This window comes from Rhodococcus sp. OS5 (genome assembly GCF_056837585.1).
In genome coordinates, this window is record NZ_CM166368.1 from 5,205,581 (window position 1) to 5,225,959 (window position 20,379).

Below are 20,379 nucleotides of genomic sequence, written 5' to 3' on the forward strand. Positions count from 1 at the left end.
ATTTGAGTAAGCAATACTTGCGGTCGCAAATAAATGGAGGGCGTCACCGATGACAACTGATGAACACGTACGTGGTCGTGTGTGGCGCGACCTCGTCGTCTCCCACAGCGTCATCCTCGGCAAGATGGAGGCGGACCTTCGAACCACCACCGGGCTCACCCTTGGCCAGTACGACGTTCTGCTCCGACTGCACGAAGCTCCGGGAAACACGATCCGAATGGGCGATCTGGCCGAACTGGTCCTGGTCACCACCAGTGGCGTGACGCGCGTCGTCGATCGATTGGTCGAGGCCGGATTAGTGGAGCGTGTTAGACCGGACAACGATCGACGCGTCGTGACGGTATCGATGACGCCTGCGGGCAAGAAGACGCTTCGAAAAGCGTCCGCCATACACACGCGAGGGATCGCCGAATACTTCTCCGATCTCATTGAAACCGAGGAGCTTCCGGTACTCGAACGCTTCTTCTCCCGACTTGCCACACATCACACGAATCAAGGCGGCGCATGCGATGCGCACGTAGAACAACTCTCCATCACCCCCACGAACAGATAGCGAGAAACAACATGGCTTTCGAATTGGGCGTCTACCATTTCGGTGAACTCACCCCAGATCCCACTACCGGCGCGATGATGAATCCCGGTGTCCACCTTCGCCATTTGGTGGAGCAGGCAACCGTTGCCGATCAGGTTGGACTCGATGTCTTCGGCGTCGGCGAGCACCATCGCACCGACTTCGCAGTCTCAGCCCCGGCAGTTGTGCTCGCGGCAATGGCTCAGGCTACCGACAACATCAAGCTGTCCAGCGCCGTAACCGTACTCAGTTCCGACGATCCCGTCCGTGTGTTCCAACAGTTCGCGACAGTCGACCTGCTTTCCGAAGGCCGTGCCGAGATCATTGCCGGCCGAGGTTCGTACACGGAGTCATTTCCGCTTTTCGGGTACGACCTGTCCCAGTACAACGAACTCTTCGCCGAAAAGCTCGATCTACTACTGAAACTGCGCGACGAGAACCCGATCAACTGGGAAGGACAACTTCGCGCACCACTGATCGACGGTGACGTGACGCCCCGCCCGGACCGTCAGATTCCGGTGTGGATCGCAGTCGGAGGTACTCCGGCCTCTGTCGTCCGTGCCGCGAAACTGGGCCTGCCCCTCTCACTGGCCATCATCGGTGGAAGCTACCAACAGTTCGAGCCGTTCGTCGATCTGTACCGCAGGGCTGCAGCGGAGTTCGGACACGATCCGAAGAAGCTCGCTGTCTCGATTGCTTCGCCAGGATTTGTCGATACCTCGAAGCAAACAGCACTCGACACGTCGTACCCGTACTTCCAGGCCGGGTGGATGCAGAATCATCATCAGCGGGGAAACGGAGTTCCCATGCCGCGCAGGGCATACGAGGCGCAGGCAACCACCGCGGGTGCGTTCTTCCTCGGCGGCCCGCAGGAAATCATCGACAAGACGATGGCGCAGTACGAACTGTTCCATCATGACCGCATCATGATCCAGATGGGGTTCGGCAACGTGCCACAGAAGGACATGCTGCGTGCGATCGAGATCCTCGGCACCGAAGTAGCCCCCGTTGTGCGTAAGGAAATCGAATCACTGAAGTCGTCCCAAAAATAGGAGTTTCGATGAGCACACCGCTCAAAATTGTTGCCGTTGTCGGCAACCTTCAAAAACCCTCCAAGACTCGTGCCCTCGTCGACCTGATCGTCGAAACCTTGGGAGACTTCGAGCAGATCGACACACGAGTTTTCGAGATCGTGGATCTGATTCCAGGTCTTGCATCTGCTCTGGATCGCGATCACGTCGACTCAGTGACCGCCGAAGCGCTGGCAGCAGTCGAGTCCGCCGATATCGTCATCGCGGCGTCACCGGTGTTCCGAGGCTCGTACACGGGAATGTTCAAGCATTTCTTCGATCTCGTGGACCAGTACGCGCTTGCCAACACTCCGGTGATTCTTGCTGCGACAGGTGGCAGCGACCGCCACGCTCTCGTGTTGGACCATGCCCTGCGTCCACTGTTCGCTTTCTTCCAAGCGCTGACCGCTCCGGTCGGGATCTATCTCAGCTCAGGTGATTTCGACGGAACGACTATCCTCAACCCCGAGGTATTCGAGCGTATCGAGATGGCAGCAAAGGACGTCCTGCCGGTAGCCAGGATGCTCGCGGAGCGGCATCGAGTTGCGCTGACGTGAACGCCCCTCGTCTGCACAACAATGACCCGGAACCACCACCAGCGGTCACGACTGGCAATGCGGCTGATCCAGCACACTTACGCCGCTGATCCACATCGCATCACCGAACACCGTTTTTCAGTGATTCTTCAGCTCCATCGCAGTAGCGTCGAAAGGGCCACCTCATGTCAGGAGCCCCCATGACCACCCCGGATCAACCCACTGTCCAGCAATCCGTTCCTCAGCACCCGATTCGACCACCCGTCAATGCGGGCTGGGCAGTGGTCTCGCTGCTGTTCTTCTGGCCGCTTTCCTTCTCCGCTTTCACGCACGCCTTCAACGTGTATCCGCTGTGGGCTGAAGGCGATGTGGCCGGGTCGCGGTACGCGTCCGATCGAGTGAAACGACTCGGTCAGATCTCGCTGTGGATCGCAGGCGGGCTACTTCTCCTGGTCTGCATCCTGTACGCGATTGCGGCAATCGTGTGGTTCGCCAACGGTGGCCACGATTACGGGCCGCGACGTATGCGCTGAACAACCACACTGAAACAACAACAACACCGCCGAACATCACCTCATCAATCGATCGACGAACTCCATGGTCTGGTCCATCGAAGCGACCGTCGTTTGACCGTGGCTGATTCCGGCGAGTTCTTGATACTCGAACTGCGTTCCCCGCGAACGCATGTCGACCAGTTGCGCCCAGGTAAGGGCGACAGGAACCGTTGTGTCCGACACGCTCTGCACCACGCGCAGTGGACGGTCGTAGCCGTCGACCGGCACCTGCATCATCTCGCGGAACAGGTCGTACATGCGCGGCGTCCATACCGACCGAGAAAACAACGAGCTCAACTGGATTCGTTCGGCTCGAATGTGTCGGCCGAGATCTCCGGCGCACAGTGTCCGAGCCTTTTCCATCCACTCGATCCCCTGCGGCGAGAGAACCTCGCGAATGTTCTCTTCGGGTCGTTGATCGTCGATCCCGGCCAGGACGTACAGCGCATATCCCACCAGCCCGGTGATACCGATGTCGGGAAACAGCGGGCCGCCCAACGGAAACAGCCCTTCCATGTGTGTGGGGCCTGCGACGACAACCGAGCCACGGAAATCCAATTCCGGTGCACGAGTGGTGGCATCGTGTCCCGCGAAGTACGCCGCATGACCACCTTCGGACAAACCCGCGACCATCCACCGCGGACTCAGCACATTGCCGTACAACTCGTGCGCGGCCCGCACGATGTCGACGGCATTCGCCCCGGCGGCATGTCCGTCGAGATAGGCCAGCACCCCGTCGGTACCAACTCCCGAGTAGTCGGTAGCGACCACCGCGTACCCCTGCTCCAACCAGCGTTCGATCGGTTCGATCTCGCCCGGACCGAATCCGGTCGACGAGGGTGCACACTGATCCGCACTGCCCAAAGTTCCGTGGGCATAGGAGATGACGGGCCAACCGCCCGCCGGTGGGGCGCCTTCCGGCAGAAACACGGACCCTGACGACTCTCCCCATCTGTCAGCGGTACGCAGAGTTCGATAGACGACCCGCTGCGTCTCACCGGCGCCGACCGGAAACACTGCGGCCGAGAGTTCGCCATAGGACTCCAGCGCGCCCGCGACTTCCGGTTCGTCCGCCGTCGCCACTGCAACACCTGACCCCCACCCGAGACCCGACAACAGAATGCTCGCCACCACGGCCGCAACAAAGGTTCTACCCGAACGACTCACCACGCCAACCCCTCCCGACCTATGCAGAGCATGATGTCGATATGCAGATCATCATCACCGGTCACAGCCTGCCCGGACGTGAGTGTTCCGAAACCGCAACCTTCGAAGAGCGCAGCAACATCCACGTCGGCGTTCAGCGCCGAGGCAAGCCACACGAAATCCTCGACCTCGTACCGGGAGATACCGAGCCAGTGCGATGGGAACTGACAGCGAGTCTGGAGCGAAAGTCCGGTGCCTGGGACTTACTCGGTCCATACATCCAGGGTCCACCTCGCGGACGCTTCATCTACCTGTCCTGGGTGACGGTATCCGATGACCAGACGTTCGAGATGTTTCGGCGCGCAAAGCTGATGCTCGACGCGATCCCCGAGCACATCGCCGAGGAGGCCGACGCTTCCGGCATGCTCCACGGAGACCTCGGCCTCACCGACGCCTCAGGTAAACCACTGTGTGCGGCTATCCGACCGCCGACGATCACATGGTCATCCTCGCCTTACTGAGCATCGTTCAGTAGTGTGGAGATCGAACACTTAGTCTGCCCGGTGGCCCCACACGATCGATACGGAGTCCGAACTGATGAGCACCGAACACCTCGATGTCCTGATCGTCGGCGCCGGCTTGTCCGGCATCGGTGCTGCGTATCGACTCCAGACCGAGCTTCCCGGCAAGTCGTACGCAATCCTCGAGGCCCGTGCGAACAGTGGCGGAACCTGGGACCTCTTCAAATACCCTGGCATCCGATCGGATTCCGACATGTTCACGCTCGGCTACCCGTTTCGGCCGTGGACAGATGCCAAAGCAATCGCCGACGGTGATTCGATCCTCCGGTACGTGCGCGACACCGCGCGAGAGAACGGGATCGACAAGAAGATTCGGTACAACCGGAAGGTGACGGCCGCATCATGGTCGTCAGCGGACTCGACGTGGACAGTCACGGTCACGACCGGCGACGAAGACGAAACATTGACCTGTAACTTCCTCTATCTCTGCAGCGGTTACTACAGCTACGAGGGCGGATACACCCCCGACTTCCCCGGACGTGAATCGTTTGCCGGCGAGGTTGTGCACCCGCAGTTCTGGCCCGAAGAACTCGATTACTCCGACAAGAAGGTCGTTGTGATCGGAAGCGGCGCCACCGCAGTCACATTGGTCCCCACGATGTCACGGGACGCAAGCCACGTCACGATGCTCCAGCGATCACCGACATACATTCTGGCTCTGCCGTCCAGCGACAAATTATCGGACACCATTCGCGCAGTACTGCCGAATCAACTCGCGCACAGCATCGCTCGATGGAAGAGCATCGTAGTGAACCTGAGTTTCTACCAACTGTGCCGGCGCAGTCCTGCGCGCGCAAAGCGGTTGCTGAACCTCGCGATCAGTCGCCAACTCCCGGAAGAGATCCCACTCGATCCTCACTTCACACCCACCTACGATCCCTGGGATCAACGCTTGTGCGTCGTACCGGACGGCGATTTGTTCAAAGCCCTCCGATCCGGCAAGGCCTCGATCGAGACCGATCGCATCGACACTTTCACCGAGACCGGAATTCGTCTCGCGTCAGGTCGCGAACTCGAAGCTGACATCATCGTCACTGCAACAGGATTGAAGATGGAAGCGTGCGGCGGGATGTCGATCGAAGTGGACGGCGAACCCGTCACCCTCGGTGATCGTTACGTCTACAAGGGCATGATGATCAGCGACGTACCGAACTTCGCGATGTGCGTCGGCTACACCAACGCCTCGTGGACTCTGCGAGCAGATCTCACGTCGATGTACGTCTGCCGACTGCTGACGGAGATGGACAAGCGCGGCTATTCGAAGTGCGTGCCGCACGCGAGCGAAGAGATGGACCAGCGGCCGATCCTGGACCTGGCGTCGGGGTACGTCATGCGTGCTGTGGAACAGTTCCCGAAGCAGGGATCGAAGTCACCGTGGAACATGCGTCAGAACTACATCCTTGATCGTCTTCACTCGACGTTCGGGAGCATCAACGACCACATGACGTTCTCGAAGGCGCCAGCTCGACAGTCGACACCGGTACCGAGCAAGAGTTGAGCGGACCACGAACAACCAGGTAGAGCAATCGGGCGAAGCCACCAATCGATCCGGCGACAAAGAACACACCCGAACCTGCGACTACTGCACAGAGCGCACCGAGAACGATGATCGCCGACGCCTCTACCATTCGACCGGCGGACTCCGATCCGAGAACGTGTATTTCATCAACTCCTTCGTCCATAAAACTATTTTCAGCCAACCGTCCAGCCGGTTTGTAGGGACTTTAGTCGCGAGTCGGATCAAAATGGACTCATAATTGCAGGTCAAGCGTTCAGTTGGCCATTCCGGCCGGATGATCTCCAGTCCGTTCCGTTGTGATGGTCGGCAACAGAGTGCTGGTCGAATACATGGACGATTCACGAATCGACACGGTCGTATCAAATCTCCGTGCCTCTCCACCCACTCTTACGCAGGGTGTGGCCCAGCAGCGTGACCACCAGTGAAAACATCGGCAGGGCAATGATCACCCTCGCGGCAAACACCCCCGATCTTCCCGGCCGCGTCCTTCGCAGCGACAAGATCAACGAACTCGCGCAGGCCTGACAGCTTGACCTCGAAAGACGAAACCGCGGGCGACGAGTTCCAACGCCACGGCCACCGAGCAAGTTTGTGCCAACAACAACCCTGCCAATACAAGAATTTGCACAGCACCGGCCTGAACGGCCGATCCCGTCGCGAGCAACACACCGACAAAGGCTCCGGGCAATGTCACGAGGCCGACGGTGCGCGTCTGGTCGACTCCAGGCAGCAGAGCATCGGAGGCAGCGGTGCGGGCTACCTCCCACCGCGCATCTCGTTGGGAAAATCCAAGGCTCAGTGCTGCTTCCACTTCCCCGTACCGGTCGTCGACGGCGTCGAGTCCGCGTTTGGCTGCCATCGATGTTGCAGTCATCGCGCCACCCAGAACAATGCCGCCGATCGGCACCAGAGCGACGCCTTGCAGCGGAACCACTCCGGACAGCAGCATCAGTGGCAGAACCACACCGATTCCCGACGCCAACGCGATGGTCAGCCAAACTCCGGACGTCCCCGCGTTCGAGCGTCGTGCCGCGGTGAAAGACGCTGCAACGAACATGCCGACGAGCACGAGGAGCGCCGACCAGATGTGGGCCAAGGCGGCGGCAAGGATCAACGAAATCGCAGCCAGCTGAAGAGCGCCACGAGCGAGGGCACCGGGGACCACCCGAACGCTACCGAGATAGGTGAATCGGTAGACGAGCGTGGCGACAAGTGCCATGACGATGCAGAGCACAGCCAGACGGATGCCGGAGTCGGCTATCGAAAGGCTCATGGGTCTCAGTGTTCCCTACGAGCCGAGTCCGATCCGAATTCGAGAACCGCTCAGAACACCCAACCGCGAAGGGCGACGAATCGCAGGCCACCGACAATTCCGCTCACGGCGATCACAAGCCCGGCTTGAAGAAGCCCGTCGGCGCCTGGGAGAAGGAAGCCGAGCGCACTGATGGCGGCAGAACTGGCGATCAACCCGACCAGTGCGAGTCCACCGCCTTCCCACTGCGCGGTGAACCAGTTGACGCGATCCGCGGCGTGGAAGGTGAGCCGGCGATGCAGCTCATTGGCCAGAATGGTGCTCAAGACCGCACCAACTGCGTTGGCGACCAGCGCTCCGTCACCGCGCAGCGCCAGAAAAGCGGCAAAGTACAAGATGTTGCTGGCTCCGCCGACGAGGGCAAAACGAACGAGCTGAGCAAAGGCGCCGTCGCCGGCAAGGGCGCGAAGCCTCGTTGCCGCGAAACCTGCACTCCGCGTACCCACCATCGAGATCGGATTGCTCCCGACCCAGATGTCAGACGTGCTCATATCGGCTTCTCTCATACGGACAATCGGAACCACACGTTCCGCTTAGTAATATAGCATTAACGGAATCGATCATTCCGCTTAGTGCCGTAGACTGTGAGGATGCCGACAACACACCCCGACGCTTCTCATGCGGGGACCTCGGCCGACTGCTCACAGCCGCGCCTTCGGTCCGACGCCAAGGCCAACCTCGAGCGCATCCTCAACTCCGCTCGCGAGGTGTTCGCTGCCCAAGGACTCGACGCCACGCTGGCGGACGTCGCGAAGCACGCCGGCGTCGGCGTCGGCACCGTCTATCGCCGGTTCGCCAGCAAGGACGAACTGATCCAGGCACTGTTCGACACGCGGTGTTCCGAGATCGAAACGATCGCCGCCACCGCCCGAGAGATGCCCGACGCCTGGGAAGGTCTTGTCTACTTTCTCGACGTGATCTCTCTGCGCATGGCAGACAACCGCGGATTCGGCGATCTCCTGATGGACGGACGCTTCACGTCCGACACCTTCGCTCGCGCGCGCGCCGGGATCGCTCGACACACTGCGGTACTTGTCAATCGAGCCAAGGAACAGGGCACCCTGCGCAGCGACTTCGAAGTCAACGACATTCCGCTTCTCATGCAGGTCGTCAAGATGGCCCAGAAGTTCGGTGGCGACGAGGCCCCTCAGGCTTACCGCCGCGCACTCGGGTTCATGATCGACGGACTCTGCGCGTCGCGCACCGACCATCGGGAACTGCCCGTGCCGGCGCTGTCCTCCGAGCAACTCGATCACGTCCTTCATCGGTTTCAGGCAACGCCCGGGAAGAACTGCTGAGTCGATTTCGGGGTCGACGCCATTGCGGCGTCGACCCCGAAATTTGCTGTCAGTGGGCGATTACCGGTTCACCTTCCGGCGAATCCGGAAGCAGTCCACTCCGAAGAACCAGTCCGGTCAAGACCGCGCCGACCGCGAATATGCCTGCGGCCCAATAGAACGTCGTGGTGTAACTCTCGACGGCGGCCTGCGCCTGAGTCAGCGGATTCATCTCGCGGCCCACCAGGTAGTTGGTGGAAGCCGAGGCGGCAATCGTGCTGAGCAGTGCAGTTCCGATCGAGCCGCCCACCTGCTGCATCGTGTTGACCGTGGCAGATGCGACGCCGGCATCTTCGTGATGCACGCCTGAAGTTGCTCCCTGCATCGACGGGGCGAAAATGCTGCCCATGCCGAGTCCGGTGACGACGAGCCCCGGCAGAATGTGGACTGCATAGGTGCTGTCCACCGAGATCTGGGCCAGCAGAGTCATTCCGATCGCCGCGATGACCATTCCGCTCACGATCAGCACTCGCGGACCGACGCGCGGCAGCAAAACCGCTGTCGAAAGCGTTGCCGCTGTCACGATTCCGAACACCATCGGCATGAATGCGAGGCCGGTCATGATCGGGCTGTACCCGAGGATCAGCTGCATGTAGTACGTCAGGAACAGGAAGACTGCGAACATGCCTGCGCCGGAAAGGAAGATCGCCAGGTACGAGCCAGCCCGGATTCGGTCGAGGACCACCCGCAGCGGAAGAAGTGGGTGCTCGGACTTGGTCTGCCAGTAGATGAACGCCGCCATGAACACGACGCCGGCAACGAGCCACGAGATAGTGGGAGTTGCACTCCACCCGTCCGACTCGGCCTTCGAGAATCCGAAGACGATGCTGAACAAGCTGATCGACACCAGGATCGTTCCGGGGATGTCGAGCTTGGGTCGCGAGTCACTGGTGTGCGGCGCGAGCAACAGGACTGCTCCGACCAGAGCGATCGCCGCGAAGAAGAGATTCACGAAGAGGCACCAGCGCCAGTCGACCCACTCGGTGAGTGCGCCGCCGAGCAGCAGTCCGATGGCGCCACCACCGCCGGCAACGGCACCGAAGATACCGAACGCCTTGGCACGCTCACCTGGATCCGTGAATGTCACGGACAGCAGCGACAGGGCTGCCGGGGCAAGGAGCGCACCGAATACGCCTTGGCCGGCACGAGCGGCAACAAGCATTTCGAAGTTGACGGCTGCGCCACCGATGGCGGAAGCGACTGCGAAGCCGATCAGGCCGACGATGAAAGTTCGCCTGCGCCCGAACAAGTCGCTCAATCGACCGCCGAGTAGCAGCAAACTGCCGAACGCCAATGCGTATGCCGTGATGATCCACTGGCGGTCCGAATCACCGAACTCCAGTGAGCGCTGCGCAGCAGGCAGCGCGATGTTGACGATGGTGGCATCCAAGACCACCATCAGCTGCGCAATTCCCAGAACCGCGAGAACCAGCCACCGCTTTGCGTGGTTGTCCCCTGAAGGCGCTGAGGACTGCTCGAATTCAGTCCGTTCAGCAATGTCTGACATAGTCCCTCGCCCAACCTATGCGGAGATGGCTTCTCCGGTTAGCAAAAACGCTACACGAAAACGGAGAGGCTGTCTCCACTTGGCGGGTAGAGTGGGGACATGAGTACCGCAATGGAGCGCCCCCTTCGCGCCGATGCTGCACGTAATCGGCAGTTGATCATCGACGCCGCACGTGAATTGTTCGCCGAAGAAGGGATCGACGTCACACTCGACGACGTCGCCCGGCGCGCGGGGGTCGGAGTCGGAACGGTCTATCGGCGGTTCGCCAGCAAAGAAGAATTGATCGACGGAGTCTTCCAGCAGAACTTCGCCGACATGGCAGCGGCCGCGGACGCGTCACTTGCCAATCCGGATCCGTGGGACGGACTTGTCACCTTTGCCGAATTCGCCTGCAGCCGTATGTCTGTCAACCGCGGACTCAAAGACGTCCTGAACGGAACCGACGAGGGATGCGAGCAAGTCGCATGCCAACGATCCATCATCGAACCGTCGGTCGAGAGGATCTTCTACCGGGCCCAGGAGGCCGGGATGCTGCGCACCGACGCCGTACCGACGGACCTGTTCGGCCTCATCTTCATGGTGGGCGCAGTCACCGAATTTGCTCAGCCCGTCAACCCGACCGTGTGGCGTCGATACCTCTCGGTAATGCTCGACGGCCTACGCACGGAGGGCTTGCACCGTGACGCACTGCCCCTTCCTCCACTGAGTTCGGAGGAATTGCACGAGGCCAAGCAATGCCTGAAAGACCGCCGCCGTTGAGCGGTTCGGTCAGATCTGCTCACGAGGAATGAAAATCCACATCACGATGTAGATCAGAAACTGCGGGCCGGGCAGCAGGCACGAGAGTACGAACAGCAAGCGGACAGTCGACGACTTCCAACCGAAGTACCGAGCGATTCCGGCGCACACCCCACCGAACATTGCTCCCGAGCGGGCGCGGGTGAGCTTGCGGGTATTCATCGGGGAGGTCATGTGTTGTTTCCTTTCAACGGAACTCGCGGTTCATCCGCGTCGACCTCCACTATCCGCTGCCGATCCACCTGTGCGCATCAGGCCATGGACCCATCTTTTCCGACGCGGTGTGTCCTCAGGTACGAGTCCGTCCCCGCGTCGGACTCAGGGTTCTCCCCCACACCCCGGCCTCGGACCTCAGCCTCGCACCTCAGCAGGGAAACATGCGTCGAAGCCGTTTCGGAGCCGCAAAAGGTTGCCAGTTGTCGACGTCCTGCGCCAGACGATCGGCAACGGTCCACAACGCCGACGGGTTGTGGGTCAACCCCATATGACTGCCTTGCACCGCAATGCTTTCCGACAGGCCTGCCGAGGTTTCACAGCACGCTTGCCATGGAACGATACCGTCGTGCCTGGAGTAGACCGACGTGGCGGGAACAGAAATAGGCGATCCCTGTTCGGATTCGATGCCGTCTACCGGAGGCAGTATCGCGTGATTGCCGGACAAACGAGCGTAGAGAGATCCGACTCTCGTCTGCTCCAGACTGGTGAGACCGAAAGGACTTCCGAGTGTCACTACTTGACGCACCGAATCCGGCAGGTCCCTCGCCAGCTTTCGAGCGTAGATACCGCCCAGACTCCAGCCGATCACCGACACCTTCTGCTCGTATCGATCTGCTACCTCGGCCAATGCGGCAGGCAGTCCGTCGACCACCGTCGCCGTCGGACCGGTGTTCAGACCCAGATTCCAACCGTGAACCCGGTAACCGAGAAAGCTCAAGTATGTCCTCAAGGCGAGAGTCGAAACGTCCGAAGTCAGCAATCCGGGGAGAACGAGGACCGGATGCCCGTCCCCACGCGGCGATCGAAGCAACCAGGGAGCCGCGAGAAGCAGTGAAGCGATGTCGACCAGTCCGCGCGTCGGCTCGCTCAGACACATCGCCAAGGATGGTGGCCCCGGAACGAGTGGGTCGACTTCACGAATCAGCGTCGATCGCTGCGCCCAATCGAATTCGGTCTCCGCGAAATCGATCGCCGAGACTTCCGCAACTACGGACACCTGAACTCCTGTCGGCCGGTGCCCTCGTCGGGGCGTGTGGTGGGGCGGTTCCGCGAGCTGTGTGCTCAACCCGCGGAACCTTGTCCTCATCCACCACCGGTAGCGAACCAGGACCCGTTCTGCCCACAGATTCGTGACCAAAGGCCTCTCGACCACACGAACGCTGTGTGATCCAGAACACTAGTTTTGGTTACGTTGCATCTACGTTGCGTAGATGTTTCGTCGCTACCAAGGAGAATCTCGACAAGTCTTGTCAAGCACTGCGGTAGGCCGTTTCCTCCGGCAGAGCCGTCGGCGCTGCAGGTCCGAAGGGTCTGAGTGAAGTCACGCGGCCAATCGGTTGCGTCTCGATTGATCCCCTTTTCCAGTCGCTGCAACCAGCCTGGAAGCCATGATCGGTACAGACAGCGGTACCCAGATCCGACAGTTCGCATGCCGGATCTGTTTGTCGCGGCGTTTGTCGGCGCAGACATTCCCACCGATCCGCAAGACAGCTGTCAGCCTGAAGCCTCGAAAGTCCAGTTCCGGCAGTGGGTCAGGCGCCTACGGCGATGTGCCAGGCCTGGCGTCCCGGCGCGTGACTGATTTCCATTGGCGACCGGATCGGGGCAATGAGAACAGCAGCAGCACAACTACTCCAGCGAGCACGATACCGATCAGATTGACACCGAGCTGAGCCAGCGAACTCAGCACGACATTCCACTTACCTGCGAAGACCGCAACGACCGCCAATCCCGCAGCTGGCACCGTCGTCACCGAGATGAACACCCCCACCAGGACCGTAGAGGTAGAGGTGACCGTTGCCAGCATGCCAGCCGCTCCCGCCAGCAGTGCTACCACCAGTGAGAACGGCCCCACCTCGTAGATGAAGTCGAATGCGCGGGCGTTCTCGACATCGCCGATTCCGACCCAGCCCAGACGAATCCACAGCATGGTAGCCAGGCCGGTGAGGGCCATCGCGGCCGGAAACGAGATCGCGAGGGTACGAATCGAATTTCGCACGAGATCTTTGTCTCGACGTACCAGACCCACTGAAAGCGCTGCCAGCGGCCGGAACTCCGGCCCCACCACCATTGCACCGACCAGGGTGAGCGGCGACGCCGTGGCAACACCGACTGCCGAGAGCAAAAACGCGATCACCAGGAAGGCCAGGAACGCCGGAGTCAGTCGGGCACCTTCGCGCATCTGACCGAGCAACTGCTCCCACACCACTGTCTCGTCGGGTCTTCTCGGGGCCGCAGTGTCCGCCCGTTCTGCGGAGAAGGACAGCATGGTTCCCGCCGGCTCGAACGAAATACCGCCAGCCCTCACCAGGTCCAGAGCAGTCAACGCGGCAAGCACGTCGTTCGCGCATGCGCGGGCTACATCGGCCTCGATCACATCTCCCGGCGGATCGACAGCGGCTCTGAGTGCGAGTGTCACATGAGTAGCCCCAGGTTCGGCGGCCAACATGTTCAGCACATCTCCGGTCCGCTCACTCGGCGAGATGACACGCAGATGCAGCACAGTTCTGTCTCCTTCAGCCGGCGGTGGCCTCGGGTGCAGGCAGCATCGACGGCCGGTCCATCACCGGAAACCATAGCGGGCTCGGACATGTCTCAACACCGTGGATTCTCAGCGCTACGAGCCACACTCCCCCGGCGCACATACATCTACCGCACTGCGTTAGTCGCTAGGGCGCTCACGCAGCCGCGACGGTAGTCGGTCCAAGTTGATAGATCGCGTTATCGCGGAGGAGCGCCCACCACACGTTCAGTCTCCGCCTCCCAACGCAAGAACCGCCTGCGTATGACACTGCCCCTCGGCCCGTTTGCGGGTACAAAAAGCCTACGACTGAGCGTTGTGCCGGATACTGTGCTGCGCGGACAGATAGAAGGCCCGCAACAGCCTGCGGTCGTACCTGCGCGGCCGGCACAGATTTCCACTGACTCGGACCGAATCTCGCGGCACAGGCGCTAGACCCTGAGATGCCGGCCAATCTGTCTGCGCTTCCGAACGCAGACACGTCACCACCCGTGGCGGCGACATCTGCCCAGCCACCCGCACCAACTACCCGTTTGCGGCCTCGACCGCGGCGTCGTCAATCCGAGAGGCGTTGTATGCCTTCTTGTTCCGGAACCACACTTCCGACTTCGTCCGGCCGAATTTTCGAAGTCCGTCAGGCGATTGATAGGTCGAGTCGTCGAGAACACCGGGCGGCCGTTCTCCTTCAGCCATGCGAACAGCAGCACAAAAAGAGCCATACCCGGCGTCCCCAGGCAGCCCCGAACCGACAAATGTTCGGCCAGTATCGCCCGGGAAAAACGGTAAGGAAATAACAACTGGCAGAAACAGGACCCGCGCAGTCGCTGAACTGCCGTTCGAGCTAGCGCTCAGTTCGAGCAACTCTCGGGTGGCAGATTTTCGGCGGCCCACGTTGTCAGTTCACTGAGAGCGGGGAGCAGCGCCTGCCCCGACGCTGTGAGTTCGTACTCCACGGCGATGGGCGGACCTGCATCGACGCTCCTCGTCACCAGGCCTGCCCCTGCCAACTCCGTCAGGCGTTCCGAGAGCACCGAATCACTGATCCCGCCCACCGCGCGCTTGAGTTCGGAGAATCCCGCCGGCCCGTTCAGCAGCGTGCCGAGAATGACGCCGTTCCACCGTTTGCCCAGGAAGCCGAACGCGCGGGCCAGAGCCCCGTCACATGCGCGGGGCTCGTGTCCCGCTTCGCTCTTGCTTGCCACCCCACCATCCTAGCCACAGTGCTAACGTATCCGTAGGCACTATTTTTTTACTAGCAACTAGCTTTACCGGGTGATGCTCGGTCGAGCTACCACGGAACGGAAACCCCCGATGTCTCTCGACGCAGCCACCCCATTCACCGCCCAGCAACTCGACGAAGCCGGCCGCGAGCTCCTCTTCACTGCGGCTCGCACCGCCAACTCCTTCTCGAACGAACCTGTGACCGACGACGAACTGACTGCGATCTGGGAGCTCGCGAAGTGGGCACCGACCGCGGCCAACACCAATCCGCTACGTGTGCTGTTCGTCCGTACCGAGGAGGGCAAAGCACGCCTCGTCGAGCACATGGCAGACGGCAACAAAGCCAAGACCGAGGCCGCTCCTGCAGTTGCCGTACTGGCGGTGGACACCGAGTTCTACAAGCACATCCCCAACCTGTTCCCCATTCGCCCGGAGATGAAGGACTACTTCGAATCCGACGAGGCTGCCGCCAGTTCGACGAGTCGGTTCAATGCCGCACTTCAGGCCGGCTATGTGATCCTCGCGATTCGCGCACAGGGTCTGGTCGCCGGCCCGATGGCCGGGTTCGACGCCGACGGCATCGACGGCGAATTCTTCGCAGACGGACGTTTCAAGACGATCCTCGTGGTGAACATCGGCCATCCCGGTGAGAACCCCTGGTTCGATCGTCTGCCGCGCCTCTCCGATGAGGATGCGCTCAGCTGGGCCTGAGGACAATTCGGACAAATCAAGCAATGCGGGAGAGTTCTGCGGAACTCTCCCGCTTTGCCATCTACAGCGCGTTTCAACTCTGCACGCAGTGGGTACATACCCGCGTCTCGCAAAATCTCACGTCCAGAACAACATCCGACACGCTGCAATCGGAATTAGTTGCAGTATCTCAGTTTTTGGACGACAGTCGAGGGAAACCCCTCGGCCTACGGAGGCTGCGGGGAAAACCCTTGTGCGCCGGTCGGTGTCGAGGGAAGACGTTCGAGCGAGCAGAAGTCCGAAGAAAGTGGGTTCGGAAATATGGGCGCCCTATGGGATTTTGTCGTTGCACGACGACAACAATTGATGACCGACTCGTACCTACATGTTTCAGCAGTTATCCAGTCCGTGATCATCGCGACGATTGCCGCCGTGATCATCGGCATTCTCGTCTACCGGAGCCCGGCGGGATCCTCCATCGCTACGGCGTTGGCCAGCACGATCCTGACGGTTCCTTCATTCGCCCTCCTCGGACTGCTCATTCCGATTCTCGGTCTCGGCGTCGCTCCCACGATCACCGCGTTGATCTTGTATGCCCTGCTCCCGATCATTCGGAACACGATCATCGGTCTGGATGCAGTCAACCCGGCGATCACGGACGCAGCCCGCGGTGTCGGAATGAATCGCATGCACGTACTGAGTCGAATCGAGCTACCGATCGCGTGGCCGTCGATCCTCACCGGCATGCGGGTCAGTACACAGATGCTCATGGGCATCCTCGCCATCGCGGCGTACGCCAAAGGTCCTGGTCTGGGAAACCTGATCTTCTCCGGACTCTCGCGTGTCGGTAGCCCGAATGCTGTTCCGCAAGCGCTGGTCGGCACCGTACTGATCGTCATTCTCGCTCTGATTCTCGACGGAATCTACGTCGTCATCGGTCGTCTCACTACTTCGAAGGGGCTGCAATGACTGAAACCATTCCGTCTGACGTATCCACAGATCAGAAGGTATCCGGGGTCGAGATCGTCCTGGAGTCCGTCACCAAGCGGTACCCGGGCCAGAAAGCTGCAGCGGTGGACAATGTTTCGCTGACTGTTCCGGCTGGTGAGATCGTGGTCTTCGTCGGACCTTCGGGTTGCGGCAAAACAACGACGATGCGCATGATCAACCGCCTGATCGAACCTACCTCCGGCAAGATCACCATCGACGGCAAGGACGCGCTGTCGATCGACCCGGACAAGCTCCGCCGTGGCATCGGGTACTCGATCCAGCAGGCAGGCTTGTTCCCGCACTTCACGATTGCGAAGAACGTCGCGACCGTCCCGGGTCTGATCGGTTGGGACAAGAAACGTATCGCAGCGCGCACCGACGAGATGCTCGACCTCGTAGGCCTCGATCCCGATACCTATCGCGACCGCTACCCTCGCCAATTGTCCGGTGGGCAGCAACAGCGTGTGGGCGTGGCGCGGGCGCTGGCTGCCGATCCTCCGGTGCTGTTGATGGACGAACCTTTCGGTGCCGTCGATCCGATCACCCGCGGCCTGCTCCAGGACGAACTGATGCGTCTGCAGTCGGAGTTGGGTAAGACCATCGTCTTCGTCACGCACGATTTCAACGAGGCAGTCAAACTCGGTGACCGTATTGCCGTGCTGGGCAATCAATCCAGCATCATGCAGTACGACACTCCGGAAGCGATTCTCGCCAATCCCGCAAACGACATGGTCGCCGGATTTGTCGGGGCGGACGCCTCGCTCAAGCAGCTGACCCTGACACGCGTGCGCCAGATCAAACTCAAGCAGTGCCTCACCGCCCGCGAAACCGATTCGGTCGATGATTTGAGAACCGCACTCGCAGCGCGTAAGTGGAAGTGGGCCCTGATTCTCGATCAGCGCGGACGGCCGCTTCGCTGGGTCTCGCCCGGCCACCTCGCCCATGCGTCGACTCTTCGAGGTGTCGGTAACGAGATCGGCGAAGCCGTGTCCATCCAGTCCACCCTGCAGGATGCTTTGGAAGCTCTTCTCGCAGAGAGCAATGCGTCCACCGTGGTCACCGGACGGCGTGGCGAGTACGTCGGTCTCATCACCATCGACACACTGGTCAGCCATCTCTCCGAAATGCGCGAGGAGCATGCGCACGACCACGACGAAGAGCCAGACACCGAGAACGTCGAGGGTTGAACATGACTGCCACGACAGAGGAGCGCGTCTCCGCGCCTGAGATGGAACCGGACGCCCCCGATCTGGGTGCGGCCGAGAACGCCGCCACGCGCCGTGCGGAACGGATGCGACTGTATGTGCAGCCGGTCATCGTCCTGATCCTGGTTGCGGGCGTGTTGATCTGGGCATTCAGCCGAGATCTCAACGCGACGCAGAAGGCGAGCATCAACCTCGACAACATCGTCACTCTGACCTGGCAGCACGTACTGATCACCGCCGCCGTGGTCATCATCGTCGTCGCCATCGCGGTTCCACTCGGAACCCTGCTGACCAGGCCGAAATTCACCCGCCTGGCACCGTTCTTCGTGGGAATAGCCAACATCGGAGCCGCAGCGCCTGCCATCGGCCTGCTCGTGCTGTTCTATCTCGCGACAAGAACGACCGGCTTCTGGATCGGCGTGTTTCCCATTGCGTTCTATTCGTTGCTTCCGGTGCTGCGCAACACCATCCTCGGCTACCAGCAAGTGGACAAGACCTTGATCGATGCGGGGCGCGGGCAGGGAATGTCTTCGCTCACGGTCCTACGTCAACTCGAGTTCCCGATGGCCGTCCCGTACATCCTTGCAGGACTGCGTACTTCGCTCGTTCTGGCCGTCGGTACTGCGACGCTGTGCTTCCTGGTCAGTGCCGGCGGACTCGGCATTCTGATCGACACCGGATACAAGCTCCGCGACAACGTCACCCTCGTGGTCGGTGCCGTACTGGCGGTGTCGTTGGCCTTGCTGATCGACTGGCTCGGCGCGCTCGCCGAAACTTATCTCGGGCCCAAGGGATTGCGATGACCAAGACTTCGATCACCAGAACGTGGGGCTGGAAACTCGCGGTTGCCACGATCGGCCTCACACTTGTCGCTTCGTGTGGTCTCGAGTCCGGTGGCGCACTGCCCCTGGCCGTCGGCCCCGGCAGCATCGAGCCGGTTCCGGAGCTCGAGGGTGTGAAGATGACCGTCGGCTCCAAGGACTTCACCGAGCAGATCGTGCTCGGGTACGTCATCGAATTCGCGATGGCCGCTGCGGGCGCGGATGTTCGAGACCTCACGAACATCCAGGGCTCGAACAGCACCCGTGACGCACAGTTGAACGGCCAGATCGATCTTGCGTACGAATACACCGGAACCGGCTGGATCAACTACCTCGGCAACGAGACACCGCTTCCCGATTCGCAGGCGCAGTTCGAGGCCGTCCGCGATGCGGACCTTGCTGCGAACGACATGGTGTGGACCGATCCGGCGCCGATGAACAATACGTATGCATTGGCGATGAGCAAGGAGACCGCTGAGAAGACCGGTGTCAAGACCGTTTCCGACTACGCGAAGTTGGTCGAATCCGATCCCGGAGCTGCGGTGACGTGCGTCGAGACCGAGTTCAACGTCCGCCAGGACGGATATCCCGGCCTGGCAGCGAAATACGGTTTCGACGCCTCTCGTGCCCAACGCCAGATCCTGCAGACCGGCATCATCTACCAGGCGACAGCCGATGGCGATCAGTGCAAGTTCGGCGAGGTGTTCACCACCGACGGTCGCATCATCGCACTCGATCTCGTTCTGCTCGACGACGATCTCCAGTTCTTCCCGAAATACAATCCGGCACTGGTGATGAAAAAGGACTTCGCGGAGGCACATCCGCAGGTAGCAGAAGTCATGGCACCGATCTCGGAGCGACTGACCAACGAGGTGATGACCGAGCTCAACCGGCAGGTCGACGTCGACGGCAAGGAGCCGGCGGACGTGGCCCGCAACTGGCTGGTCTCGGAAGGCTTTGTCACCGCGCAGTGATCGGCTGACCGCAACCCAGCCGAGTAGTTACCGTTTGTGTCCGACGCAGAACACCCGCCGGAACGGAAAGAGCGTTCCGGCGGCTGTTGCGGGGTAGGCCTCCCTCAGCAGATCGGAATACTGACGCTCGAACTCCGGAGCGTCAGCTTCGCCGAGAACGTCGAGCACGGGCCGTACCCCCGTCCCCCGTACCCATCCGAGCACCGGGTCGGCACCTGCCAGCACGTGTACGTACGTCGTCTCCCAGGCGTCGACGTCGAATCCGTGTTCTTGGAGACGCTGCGCGTACTGAACTGGACTGTCGACGCCTTCCGGGCCGCGTAGGACGCCACCCAGTCGCTCACTCCATTCCGCTGATTCCGCGAGATCTCGCATGAGCGCATGGGACGGAGCATCGAAGTTACCCGGCACCTGCCACGCCAGCCACGATCCGGATTCCAGGGTGTCCGCCCACTGGTCGATCAGCTCGCGATGGCTCGGAACCCACTGCAATGCAGCGTTACTGACGACCACGTCGTAACCGGTGGCGTCGAAGGACATGATGTCCCCCAACTCGACGGTGACGTTTCCCGGTAGGTCTGTAGGGGCCTGCGCGACCATTTCGGGAGACGAGTCGAATCCGGATACCGAGGCGTCCGGCCATCTTTCCCCGAGCATCGCGGTCAGGGTGCCTGATCCGCAGCCGAGGTCGGCTACCCGCGTCGGGTCTTCGGTGGCCACCCGTGACACCAGGTCCACGAACGGGCGTGACCGCTCACCCGAATAGCGGCCGTAGACTTCGGGATTCCACGTGACAGTGCGCATGAACCC

General features: G+C 61.0%; 23 protein-coding genes and 1 pseudogene. 13 read left to right on the forward strand and 11 right to left on the reverse strand.

The genetic code is table 11. The features are described from left to right. The first annotated feature begins 49 nt into the window (after window positions 1-49). The 4 genes from ACVZUB_RS24235 (at window position 50) to ACVZUB_RS24250 (ending at window position 2,710) form a co-directional block, all read left to right on the forward strand. Entirely contained in the window at window positions 50-553 is a 504-nt protein-coding gene (locus tag ACVZUB_RS24235) for a MarR family winged helix-turn-helix transcriptional regulator (RefSeq protein ID WP_007731489.1), read from the forward strand. Window positions 554-564: 11 nt separating this feature from the next. Beyond that, window positions 565-1,623, forward strand: coding sequence for an LLM class flavin-dependent oxidoreductase (locus ACVZUB_RS24240; protein WP_021332078.1), 1,059 nt, complete (start codon window positions 565-567; stop codon window positions 1,621-1,623). 8 nt (window positions 1,624-1,631) lie between these two features. Continuing rightward, window positions 1,632-2,198: an FMN reductase gene (msuE, locus tag ACVZUB_RS24245; RefSeq protein ID WP_007731485.1), complete on the forward strand. Its 567-nt coding sequence runs from the start codon at window positions 1,632-1,634 to the stop codon at window positions 2,196-2,198. Between the two features lie 179 nt (window positions 2,199-2,377). Continuing rightward, on the forward strand, window positions 2,378-2,710 hold the full coding sequence (locus ACVZUB_RS24250) for a CD225/dispanin family protein (protein ID WP_054827127.1): 333 nt from the start codon (window positions 2,378-2,380) through the stop codon (window positions 2,708-2,710). Between the two features lie 36 nt (window positions 2,711-2,746). Here the strand turns inward: ACVZUB_RS24250 and ACVZUB_RS24255 are convergent, their stop codons facing one another. Continuing rightward, window positions 2,747-3,901, reverse strand: a complete 1,155-nt coding sequence (locus ACVZUB_RS24255; RefSeq protein ID WP_042452699.1) for an alpha/beta hydrolase — start codon at window positions 3,899-3,901, stop codon at window positions 2,747-2,749. Window positions 3,902-3,939: 38 nt separating this feature from the next. Here ACVZUB_RS24255 and ACVZUB_RS24260 point away from each other — a divergent pair, with 38 nt between their 5' ends. Together ACVZUB_RS24260 and ACVZUB_RS24265 are read left to right on the forward strand one after the other, a co-directional pair. Then, window positions 3,940-4,398 (forward strand): DUF5990 family protein, encoded by a 459-nt coding sequence (locus ACVZUB_RS24260; RefSeq protein ID WP_482627836.1) that lies wholly within the window; start codon window positions 3,940-3,942, stop codon window positions 4,396-4,398. A gap of 76 nt (window positions 4,399-4,474) precedes the next feature. Further along, on the forward strand, window positions 4,475-5,956 hold the full coding sequence (locus ACVZUB_RS24265) for a flavin-containing monooxygenase (RefSeq protein WP_341513728.1): 1,482 nt from the start codon (window positions 4,475-4,477) through the stop codon (window positions 5,954-5,956). A gap of 523 nt (window positions 5,957-6,479) precedes the next feature. Here ACVZUB_RS24265 and ACVZUB_RS24270 read toward each other — a convergent pair. Continuing rightward, window positions 6,480-7,250: an ABC transporter permease gene (locus ACVZUB_RS24270; RefSeq protein ID WP_042452705.1), complete on the reverse strand. Its 771-nt coding sequence runs from the start codon at window positions 7,248-7,250 to the stop codon at window positions 6,480-6,482. Window positions 7,251-7,300: 50 nt separating this feature from the next. Further along, window positions 7,301-7,738 carry a GtrA family protein gene (locus ACVZUB_RS24275; protein WP_020908979.1) on the reverse strand — a complete coding sequence of 146 codons (438 nt, stop codon included), beginning with the start codon at window positions 7,736-7,738 and terminating at the stop codon, window positions 7,301-7,303. A 141-nt stretch (window positions 7,739-7,879) separates the two neighbouring features. On the opposite strand from ACVZUB_RS24275, the gene ACVZUB_RS24280 reads away from it, so the two are divergent. Then, a complete protein-coding gene (locus ACVZUB_RS24280) occupies window positions 7,880-8,587 on the forward strand; it encodes a TetR/AcrR family transcriptional regulator (protein ID WP_007731468.1) in 708 nt (235 codons plus the stop codon). A 49-nt stretch (window positions 8,588-8,636) separates the two neighbouring features. On the opposite strand, the gene ACVZUB_RS24285 is transcribed toward ACVZUB_RS24280, so the two are convergent. Continuing rightward, window positions 8,637-10,133 carry an MFS transporter gene (locus tag ACVZUB_RS24285; RefSeq protein WP_003940566.1) on the reverse strand — a complete coding sequence of 499 codons (1,497 nt, stop codon included), beginning with the start codon at window positions 10,131-10,133 and terminating at the stop codon, window positions 8,637-8,639. Between the two features lie 99 nt (window positions 10,134-10,232). Between ACVZUB_RS24285 and ACVZUB_RS24290 the strand changes: the two genes are divergently transcribed. Beyond that, the gene (locus ACVZUB_RS24290) at window positions 10,233-10,892 is read left to right on the forward strand and encodes a TetR/AcrR family transcriptional regulator (protein WP_080712681.1); all 660 of its coding nucleotides are present in this window, start codon (window positions 10,233-10,235) and stop codon (window positions 10,890-10,892) included. A gap of 9 nt (window positions 10,893-10,901) precedes the next feature. Here ACVZUB_RS24290 and ACVZUB_RS24295 read toward each other — a convergent pair whose 3' ends face one another. From ACVZUB_RS24295 to ACVZUB_RS24320, 6 genes and pseudogenes are all read right to left on the reverse strand, one after another. Further along, window positions 10,902-11,105, reverse strand: coding sequence for a PspC domain-containing protein (locus tag ACVZUB_RS24295; RefSeq protein WP_003939828.1), 204 nt, complete (start codon window positions 11,103-11,105; stop codon window positions 10,902-10,904). Window positions 11,106-11,295: 190 nt separating this feature from the next. Further along, a complete protein-coding gene (locus ACVZUB_RS24300; RefSeq protein ID WP_020970664.1) occupies window positions 11,296-12,144 on the reverse strand; it encodes an alpha/beta fold hydrolase in 849 nt (282 codons plus the stop codon). A 543-nt stretch (window positions 12,145-12,687) separates the two neighbouring features. After that, window positions 12,688-13,650, reverse strand: coding sequence for a DUF389 domain-containing protein (locus tag ACVZUB_RS24305; RefSeq protein WP_482627837.1), 963 nt, complete (start codon window positions 13,648-13,650; stop codon window positions 12,688-12,690). Window positions 13,651-13,825: 175 nt separating this feature from the next. After that, window positions 13,826-14,170, reverse strand: a pseudogene (locus ACVZUB_RS24310) (transposase); the annotation flags it as partial. A gap of 23 nt (window positions 14,171-14,193) precedes the next feature. Continuing rightward, window positions 14,194-14,361, reverse strand: coding sequence for a hypothetical protein (locus ACVZUB_RS24315; RefSeq protein WP_155277909.1), 168 nt, complete (start codon window positions 14,359-14,361; stop codon window positions 14,194-14,196). Between the two features lie 155 nt (window positions 14,362-14,516). Beyond that, window positions 14,517-14,870 (reverse strand): winged helix-turn-helix transcriptional regulator, encoded by a 354-nt coding sequence (locus ACVZUB_RS24320; RefSeq protein ID WP_007731459.1) that lies wholly within the window; start codon window positions 14,868-14,870, stop codon window positions 14,517-14,519. 109 nt (window positions 14,871-14,979) lie between these two features. Between ACVZUB_RS24320 and ACVZUB_RS24325 the strand changes: the two genes are divergently transcribed. The 5 genes from ACVZUB_RS24325 (at window position 14,980) to ACVZUB_RS24345 (ending at window position 19,569) form a co-directional block, all read left to right on the forward strand. Next, complete coding sequence (locus ACVZUB_RS24325; protein WP_007731458.1) at window positions 14,980-15,600, forward strand: malonic semialdehyde reductase; 621 nt, start codon at window positions 14,980-14,982, stop codon at window positions 15,598-15,600. Between the two features lie 300 nt (window positions 15,601-15,900). Then, on the forward strand, window positions 15,901-16,548 hold the full coding sequence (locus ACVZUB_RS24330) for an ABC transporter permease (RefSeq protein WP_019745160.1): 648 nt from the start codon (window positions 15,901-15,903) through the stop codon (window positions 16,546-16,548). Then, window positions 16,545-17,756: an ATP-binding cassette domain-containing protein gene (locus ACVZUB_RS24335; RefSeq protein ID WP_007731456.1), complete on the forward strand. Its 1,212-nt coding sequence runs from the start codon at window positions 16,545-16,547 to the stop codon at window positions 17,754-17,756. Before ACVZUB_RS24330 ends, ACVZUB_RS24335 begins: the two co-directional genes overlap by 4 nt. A 2-nt stretch (window positions 17,757-17,758) precedes the next feature. Beyond that, on the forward strand, window positions 17,759-18,577 hold the full coding sequence (locus ACVZUB_RS24340; protein WP_003939758.1) for an ABC transporter permease: 819 nt from the start codon (window positions 17,759-17,761) through the stop codon (window positions 18,575-18,577). After that, window positions 18,574-19,569 carry a glycine betaine ABC transporter substrate-binding protein gene (locus tag ACVZUB_RS24345; RefSeq protein WP_475844337.1) on the forward strand — a complete coding sequence of 332 codons (996 nt, stop codon included), beginning with the start codon at window positions 18,574-18,576 and terminating at the stop codon, window positions 19,567-19,569. Before ACVZUB_RS24340 ends, ACVZUB_RS24345 begins: the two co-directional genes overlap by 4 nt. Window positions 19,570-19,596: 27 nt before the next feature. Here ACVZUB_RS24345 and ACVZUB_RS24350 read toward each other — a convergent pair whose 3' ends face one another. Next, window positions 19,597-20,373, reverse strand: coding sequence for a trans-aconitate 2-methyltransferase (locus tag ACVZUB_RS24350; RefSeq protein ID WP_482627838.1), 777 nt, complete (start codon window positions 20,371-20,373; stop codon window positions 19,597-19,599). Between the last annotated feature and the right edge of the window lie 6 nt (window positions 20,374-20,379).